This window comes from Streptomyces bobili, from assembly GCF_002154575.1.
GTDB classification, from domain to species: domain Bacteria; phylum Actinomycetota; class Actinomycetes; order Streptomycetales; family Streptomycetaceae; genus Streptomyces; species Streptomyces bobili.
In genome coordinates this window covers 1-9,128 of sequence record NZ_MUBA01000400.1, presented here as the reverse complement: position 1 = coordinate 9,128, position 9,128 = coordinate 1, and the positions used below count along the sequence as shown (strand labels likewise).

Annotated in this window: 4 protein-coding genes; all 4 read right to left on the bottom strand. The window is 71.5% G+C overall.

Features of this window, described 5'->3' with window-relative positions; all coding sequences use genetic code 11:
- Positions 1-220: 220 nt before the first annotated feature.
- Complete coding sequence (locus tag BZL64_RS28070; protein WP_086771975.1) at positions 221-871, bottom strand: aspartate/glutamate racemase family protein; 651 nt, start codon at positions 869-871, stop codon at positions 221-223.
- 9 nt (positions 872-880) lie between these two features.
- Entirely contained in the window at positions 881-1,228 is a 348-nt protein-coding gene (locus BZL64_RS28065) for a GNAT family N-acetyltransferase (RefSeq protein WP_086771974.1), read from the bottom strand.
- 26 nt (positions 1,229-1,254) lie between these two features.
- Positions 1,255-1,674 (bottom strand): aspartate 1-decarboxylase, encoded by a 420-nt coding sequence (gene panD, locus BZL64_RS28060; protein ID WP_086771973.1) that lies wholly within the window; start codon positions 1,672-1,674, stop codon positions 1,255-1,257.
- 183 nt (positions 1,675-1,857) lie between these two features.
- Positions 1,858-9,128: non-ribosomal peptide synthetase (locus BZL64_RS28055; protein ID WP_143663331.1), on the bottom strand; the 7,271-nt coding region annotated here is incomplete at its 5' end.

Genomic DNA, 9,128 nt, shown 5'->3' with positions numbered 1-9,128 from the left:
GTCCGGTCCCGGGGGTGGCTGGGGGTTCGGGACCGGGCTGGGGTACGGGTCGGGACCCGGCGTCGGCGGTGGCTGGACGGGGTCGGGGTACGGGTTCGTCATCATGTCCTCCGGCCAGGGATGAGCTTGGCTCTGGACTACTCCCCCGCCTACCCGACGGCGGCGCGCGCAGTCACCCGGTGGTGGCACAGGGTGCGCCCGGCCGGGTCCCAGCACGCGGTCAGTGGCCCCGCGCCGCCTCGGCGCCCGCGGCCAGGCCCGGCGCCGGACTGCTCAGCACCGGCACCGGTGTGGTGGTGAGGTGCTGGGCGGGGGCCATGGATGCCTGGGCCAGCACGATCGCGTCGGCATCGGTGGCGGTGACCGTGTCGGCGGCGGCGACGACGAGGCGGACGTAGCCGTCGGTGTCACCGGCCTCGAAACGGTCCCAGGCGCCGTCGACGAGCAGCGTGCGGACGGCGACGGGACGGCCCGCGCGGGCGGCTTCCTCCGCGACCAGCTCCGCGGTGGGGCCGAGGGTGCTCTCCAGGGCGGCCAGCACCACGACACGCGGGCCCGCGGCCACCGCGGCGGCGGCCATCGGACGGTCGACGCGCAGCACCGGAACCCCGGCCGCGGCCGACCGCGCGACGGTCTCCGCGACCGCGCCGAGGGTCGAGCAGGTGCACAGCACCGCCCCCGCCCCCTCGGCGACGGCACGCGCGAGCACGGCCCGTACGTCGTCGGCGACCGCGTCGGGTCCCTGGGCCCGCGCGCGGGTCAGCAGGTCCTCGTCGACGAAATGCCGTAGCTCCAGGCCCGCGTGGGCCTGGTCGCGCAGGGCGTCGAAGACGGGCACGTGGACGGGTGAGGTGTGCAGAAGGGCGAGCATCGGCGGCGCTCAGAACCGGCCGGGGTGGGCACGCAGCCAGTTCTTGGCGGCGGTCAGCAGCGCGGGGTCGGCAGCCGGGGCCTCCTCGGGGTGACGCTCGGCCCACTTCACGACGTACGGGCAGAGCGGGGCGACGGGAACACCCTCGCGGCCGGAGATGGCGTACAGCTCGCGGGCCAGGGAGCCGGCGATGCCCTTGCCCTCGTGGGCCGGCTCGACGATCGTGTGCACCGGAACCAGGGCGGGCGCGGGCGACTCCAGGACGAAGTACTCGATACGGCCGACGACTTCGCCGTCCTCACCGAGCGCTTCGAGGCGGCCGGCCGGCCGGTCGTCGCGGATGCTGATGTCGCTCACGGGCACTCCTGGGGCTGATGCGGTGGTCAGGCGGACACGGCCTGCGGGCTGCGCTCCTGGTCCGACCCCGGCACCGGTTCCGCCGGATCGGCGCCCAGGGCCACGATCCGGTTGTCGCGGTCCACATGCACGACCCGGGGCTTCAGGGCTCGCGCCTCGGCGTCGGTGACCTGAGCGTAACTGATGATGATCACCAGGTCTCCGGGGTGCACGAGATGGGCCGCTGCCCCGTTGATCCCGACGACCCCCGAGCCGCGCTCACCCTCGATGACGTACGTCTCCAGCCGCGCGCCATTGGTGACGTCGACGATGTGGACCAGCTCACCGGGCAGCAGATCGGCGGCGTCCAGCAGATCGGCGTCGATGGTCACCGATCCCACGTAGTGCAGGTCGGCCTGGGTGACGGTGGCTCGGTGGATCTTGGACTTGAAGAGAGTACGCAGCACTTTGGACTCCTGGAAGACGGCTCCCTGCCTGCTTTGTGCAGGTCAAGGGCATCCCTCACTGTACACCGGCATGCCTTCGACTCGAAGGCCTTCAAGACCATGACATACCAGGGCGCGACGGTGCCCCCGCCGCTGACCGCACCGCCGCCCTGACGTCCCATGGCACACCGTCGCGCTCTCAGGTCATCGCATGCGCCGCAGCGTGGGCCTCGCGGTCTGCTGCTGGGGGCCCTGGTCGACGAGCCAGGCCGCGAGTGCGGCCGGGGTCGGCGCCGTGAAGACCATCCGGATCGGCAGCTCCACGCCCAGCGCCGTGCGCACGCGGCTGACCAGGCGGGTGGCCAGCAGCGAATGCCCGCCGAGGGCGAAGAAGTCGTCCTCCGGTCCCACCACGGGCACGCCCAGCACCCGGGCGAACACCTCGCAGAGAATCCGCTCCTGCTCCGTGGCCGGCGGCCGGCCGGTGCCCGCCGCCGCTGCGACGTCCGGCTCCGGCAGCGCCGCACGGTCCAGCTTGCCGTTGACCGTCAGCGGCAGCGCGTCCAGCACCACGACCGCCTGCGGGACCATGTACTGCGGCAGCGTCTGCGCGACGTGGTCCAGCACCGTCCGACGTAGCGCACCGTCCTCGATGTCCACCCGGACGCCTGCCGGGACGACATAGGCGACCAGCCGCCCGTCGCCCGCGGCGTCCGCCCGGACCATCACCGCGGCCTGGGCCAGCGCGGGATGGCCGACCAGTGCGGACGCGATCTCCTCGGGCTCGATCCGGAAGCCGCGGACCTTGACCTGCGCATCCGCCCGCCCGGCGAACTCCAGCCGGCCCTCGGCCGTCCAACGCACCCGGTCGCCCGTCCGGTACATGCGCTCGCCCGCACCCGCGTACGGGCAGGCCACGAACCGTTCGGCCGTCAGGTCCGCACGTCCCACATATCCGCGGGCCAGGTTGGGGCCCGCCACATACAGGTCGCCCATCACGCCGACCGGCGCGGGGGCCAGCCGCCCGTCCAGGACGAATGCCCGGACGCCACGGATCGGGCCGCCGATGTCCGGCCTGTCGTGCACCGCCAGCGGCTGCGACATCGTCGCGCAGACGGTGGTCTCCGTCGGCCCGTACGCGTTGATCAGCCTGCGCCCCGGCGCCCAGCGCTCCACCAGCGGTGCGGCCAGCGCCTCACCCGCCGACACCAGGGTCGTCACGGACGCCAGGTCCTCCGGCGAGAGCTCCGCCAGCACCGCCGGCGGCAGCGTCACATGTGTCACCCCGTGCCGAGCCAGTACCTGGGCCAGACCCGCTCCGGGCAGCAGTTCCTCCGCTGCCGCCACGACCAGACACGCACCGCACGACAGCGCCACCACCACATCCGAGACGGCCGCGTCGAAGCTCAGCGACGCGAACTGCAGCAGGCGGCTGGATTCCGCTACGGCGAACCGCTCCACCTGTGCGGCCGCCAGGCCCGCCAGCCCGGCGTGCGACACCGCTACGCCCTTGGGCCGCCCCGTCGAACCCGACGTGTAGATCACATAGGCCGTCTGGCCGGGCACGCCGGTCACCGCCGGGGCGGTCTCCGGCGCGGCCTCCAGGGCGGCCACCACCTCCGGGTCGTCCAGGTCCAGCACCGGGAGCCCCGGCACGGCGACCCGCCGTGTCAGCCCGCTCTGCCCGACGACGACGTCGGCTCCGCTGTCCGTGAGCATGAACTCCAGCCGCTCGGCGGGATACTCCGGGTCCAGCGGCAGGTACGCCGCTCCCGCCTTCCACACGGCCAGGATCGCGGCTATGGCCGCCACGCCCCGCGGCAGGGCGAGCCCCACCACGGACTCCGCACCGACCCCGTACTCCCGCAGGCAGTGCGCCAGGCGGTTCGCCCGCGTGTCCAGCTCCGCATACGACAGCCTGCTCTCCCCGGCCGCCACCGCGACCGCGTCGGGAGTCCTGGCCACCTGCGCCTGGAACAGCTCCTGCGCCATACGGGCCGCCACCGGCACATCCGTGGCGTTCCACTCCTCCAGCATCCGCTGCAACTCGCGCCCCGGCAGCACCTCGACCGCCGCGAACCGGGTGTCCGGCGCCGTCTCCAGCGCGGCCACCAGGTTGTCCACACAGGTGTGCAGCATGGCGCAGACGGCTTCGGCGTCCACCGAGGCCACCGCGTCCACGGTCAGGGAGAAGCCGGAGCCGTGGTCGTCCACCGCCACGGCCACCGGGTAGTTGGTGCGTTCCCTGGTGAGCAGAGTGCTGACGCCCTCGAGTACGGTCGCGCTGTCGCGCTGCGGCGCCTCCCCGGCGGCCTGGTGGTGCCGGTAGTTGAAGATCGAGGTGAAGAGCGGGCTGCCGCCCGGCACGCCGCTGGCCCGTTGGACGAGCGCCAGCGGCGCGTGCTCGTGCACCAGCAACTCCGCGAGCTGGTCCCGCACACCGACCAGTACGTCCGCCACCGTCGCCGATCCGACACGGACACGCACCGGCAGCGTGTTGATGAGGGGACCCTGGACGCGATCGGCGCCCGCACCGGCGTTCATCCGCCCGAACAGCACGGTGCCGAAGACCACGTCGTCCCGTCCGCTGACGGCCGCGAGGACCCGGGCCCACGCCAGATGGAACACGGTGGCCGGGCTCACACCGAGCTTGCGCGCCGTGCTCCGCAGCCGACCGGCCACGTCCTCGCCGACGGACCAGCGCGCGCGGTCCGCGTCACTGCCATCGCCGTGCACGTCGAGCAGCCCGTAGGGAGCCGTCGTCTCGTGAAGGTCGCCGAGCAGCCCCGAGAAGTAGCGCTCGTGATCCTCCCGCGCCACGCCCCACCGCGCCTGGGTCACAAAGCCGCGGAACGGAAGGGCCGCGGGCAGCGAGTCGCCCTGTCCGGAGAGGAACGCCCCGAGCTCGCGCAGCAGTGCCTCCTGACTCGTGTGGTCCCGGACGGTCTGGTGGATGCGCACCAGGCACACCCACCGGTCGCCGCCCGGCTCGGCGGCGACATGCGCCCGGATCAGCGGGGCGCTGCGCAGATCCATCCAGCCTCCGGCATGCGCCAGCAACTGCCGTACGGTGTTGCCGCCTTCGGGATCAGGAACGAACTCCTCGACAGGCAGATCCACCTCCCGCAGCACCACCTGGACCGGCTCGCCCAGGTCCTCCCAGAGGACGGCCGTGCGGTAGATGTCGTGCCGGTTCACCACCTGCTGCAGCGCCTCCAGGAACGCGTCCAGCCGCTCTCGGGTATCCATCGCGAGCACGATCGGCAGGACATACACGTCTCCGCTGTCCTGACCGGACATCAGGTGGTGGAAGAGGATGCCTTCCTGGAGGGGGGCGAGGGGGTAGATGTCCGCGATGTTCGCGGCGCCGCCCGGTATCCGCTCGACGATGCGTTCGACCTCCGCGGCCGACAGTTCCACCAGGGGGAGCATGTCGGGGGAGAGACGGTCCGCGCCGTCCGGGATCCCGTTCGCCGGCACCTCCACCGGTTCCGGAGCCGCGACCGCGGCCAGACCGGCCGGCGTCGGCGTCTGGAACAACGCCCGCACCGACACCGACACCCCCCGCCCACGCAACCGCTCCACCAACGACACCGCCAGCAACGAATGACCACCCAGCACGAAGAAGTCGTCATCGACCCCCACCACAGGCACGCCCAGGACCTGCGCGAAGGCCTGGCACAGGATCTCCTCCTGCACCGACCCCGGCGCCCGGCCACCCACCACCGACACACCCGCATAATCAGGAGCCGGAAGAGCCCCGCGGTCGAGCTTGCCGCTACCCGTCAACGGCAACGCCTCCAGCACCACCACCGCGGACGGCACCATATGGTCCGCCAGCCGCTCCCCCGCAAAACCACGCACCGACGCCACCAGCACGGCCGGATCGGTGTCCTCGTCGTCAGCGACCACGTAAGCGATCAGCCGGACATCACCCGGAGCGTCCTCGCGGGCCACCACCGCCACCTGCGCCAGCTGCGGATGAACCGACAGGGCCGCCTGGACTTCGCCCGGCTCGATCCGGAAACCACGGATCTTCACCTGATCATCCGCACGCCCCGCAAACACCACCTGCCCCTCCGCCGTCCAGCGGGCCCGGTCCCCGGTGCGATACATCCGCTCACCCGCACCACCGAACGGACACGCCACGAACCGCTCACCCGTCAGCCCCGGCTGACCCACATACCCCCGCGCCAGCTGCACACCCGCGACATACAACTCACCCACCACACCCGGCGGCACCGGCCGCAGGAATCCGTCCAGGACATAGAAGCGGGTGTTCGCCACCGGCCTGCCCACCGGCACCACACCAGCAGCGGCCTGCGCCGCCGTCAGCACGGTAGTGGCCACACCGATCGTGGTCTCCGTCGGACCGTAATGGTTGAACACCGACCGGCCCCCACCAGAGCCGAGAAGCTCGCTCACCAGACCTGCCGGGGCGGCCTCACCACCGAGCACCAACGATTCCACCGACTCCACCGCCTCCGCGCCGAGCGCGGCCACGTGTGAGGGCACCGCCTTCAGGCAGTCGATGCCGTGCCCGGTGAGATATCCGCGCACCGCCGCCGGGTCGGTGACCGCCTCCTCCTCCAGGAAATGCAGCTCACCCCCGCCCACCAGGCTCGCGAAGACCGTGGTGTTGCCGAGGTCCGTCGCCTGCCCCTGCAACACCGCGAACCGGCCGTGCGGGCTCCCGAATCCGATGCGGGCCGGCACCGACGACACGTAGTTGACCAGCCCGCCATGAGTGACCACCACACCCTTCGGCCGCCCCGTCGACCCCGACGTATAGATCACATACGCCACCTGCCCCGCCCGCACCTCCACCACAGGCGCCGTCACCGGAGCGGCCTCGATCTGCATCGCCACGACGGTGTCGTCCACCGCCACCAGACGATGCCGGCCCGCCGGAAGACCGTCCAGGATCTCCTCCGTCGTCAATGTCAACACCGCACGGCTGTCCCGCAACTGGAACGCGATCCGCTCCGCAGGCTGACCCGGATCCAGCGGCAGATACCCCGCGCCCGCCTTCCACACCGCGAGGATCCCGACCAGCATCTCCACCCCGCGTGGCAGACACAGACCCACCACCGACTCCGCACCCACCCCCTGCACCCGCAGGAAATGCGCCAGCCGATTCGCCCGCACCTCCAACTCGGAGTACGACACCCGCACACCCGCCTGCACCACCGCCACCGCATCCGGAATCCGCGCCACCTGCGCCGCGAACAACCCCAGCACCGACGAACCCGAAGCCACCGGCATGTGGGTGTCGTTCCACTCCACCAACACCCGCCGACGCTCCACCGGATCAATGACATCCACCACCGACAGCCGCTGCTCGGGCTCCGCCAGCAGCTGGTCCAGCACCCTGACCCAGCGGTCAGCGATCGCCTGAGCGGCCTCGGTGTCGAAGAGGTCGGTCGCGACCGTCACGGCACCGCGCACACCCGCGGGTGCTCCGTCGGTGTCGTACGTCTCGCCGACCATCACGTCCAGGTCGAACTTCGCCGCCGGACGGTCGGTCGGGAGCAGTTCGACGTCGAGGCCGGGCAGCACCACGGTGGCTTCGGCGGTGTTGTGCATGGTGAGGACGACCTGGAAGAGCGGGTGCCGGGCCAGCGAACGGGTCGGCGCCAGCTCCTCCACCAGCCGCTCGAACGGCACATCCTGATGCTCGTACGCCTGCAGAACCGTCTCCCGCACCCGCTGCAGCAACTCGCCGAACGACGGATCACCGGAGAGGTCCGTGCGCACCACCAACGTGTTCACGAAACAGCCGACCAGCTCGTCCAGGGCCTCGTCCGTCCGCCCGGCGATCGCCGACCCGATCGGAATATCCGTCCCCGCACCCAGCCGGTGCAACGTCACCGCCAACGCCGCCTGCAACACCATGAACACCGTCACACCCTCGGCACGGGCTACTGCCAGCATCCGCGTGTGCAACTCCGCGGGCATCTCGAACGCGGCCGAGAACCCCCGGTGCGAGGCGATCACCGGACGGGGCCGGTCGAACGGAAGCCCCAACTCCTCCGGTACGCCCGCCAGCGCACCGCGCCAGTGCTCGACCTGCCGCGACATCCTGCTCTCTGGGTCCTCCTCGGACCCCAGCAGCTCACGCTGCCACAGGGCGTAGTCCGCGTACTGCACCGGCAGCGGATCCCACTCGGGCACTCGGCCCTCGTACCGCGCCGCGTACGCCATTGACATATCGCGTGCCAGGGGCGCAGTCGACCAGCCGTCACCCGCGATGTGGTGCACCACCAGTGCGAGTACGTGTTCCTCGGGACCGGTCTCGAAGAGCCACGCCTTCAACGGAACCTCGGTCTCGAGGTCGAAGGCGTACGCGGCGATCCGGGCTAGCTCGTCGGGCAGTTCGGCCGCGGCGAGCCGGTCGGTGGGCAGCTCCCAGGAGATTTCATCCATGCCGAGGACATGCTGGTACGGTTCGCCGTCCGCTACCCAGAAGACCGTGCGCAGGGACTCATGGCGCACCATCACGTCCCGCAGGGCGTCGGTCAGCGCCTGCCGGTCCAGTCGGCCGGCGAGGCGGACCACGATGGGGCTGTTGTAGGTCTGGCTCGGGCCCTCCAACTGGCCGATGAACCACAGCCGGCGCTGCCCGTACGACAGCGGCAGCCGCTCCGGCCGCTCCCTCCTCACGAGCGCGGCACGGGCCGAGTCCGCCCCGGCCGCCAACCTGGCGGCCACACCCGCCGGAGTCGGCGCGTCGAAGAGCGTCCTGATCTCCATTTCGACACCGAGCACCGTACGGATCCGGCTCACCAGCCGCGTCGCCAGCAGCGAGTGCCCACCCAGCTCGAAGAAGTCGTCATCGACCCCCACACTCGGCAGCCCCAGAATCTCCGCGAACGCACCGCACAGGATCTCCTCCCGAACGCCCGCCGGCCCCCGACTCGAACGAGCAGCCACACCCGCATAATCAGGAGCCGGAAGAGCCCCGCGGTCGAGCTTGCCGCTACCCGTCAACGGCAACGCCTCCAGCACCACCACCGCGGACGGCACCATATGGTCCGCCAGCCGCTCCCCCGCAAAACCACGCACCGACGCCACCAGCACGGCCGGATCGGTGTCCTCATCGTCAGCGACCACGTAAGCGATCAGCCGGACATCACCCGGAGCGTCCTCGCGGGCCACCACCGCCACCTGCGCCAACTGCGGATGAACCGACAGGGCGGTCTGGACTTCGCCCGGCTCGATCCGGAAACCACGGATCTTCACCTGGTCATCCGCACGCCCCGCAAACACCACCTGCCCCTCCGCCGTCCAGCGGGCCCGGTCACCCGTGCGATACATCCGCTCACCCGCACCACCGAACGGACACGCCACGAACCGCTCACCCGTCAGCCCCGGCTGACCCACATACCCCCGTGCCAGCTGCACGCCCGCGACATACAACTCACCCACCACACCCGGCGGCACCGGGCGCAGGAACCCGTCCAGGACATAGAAGC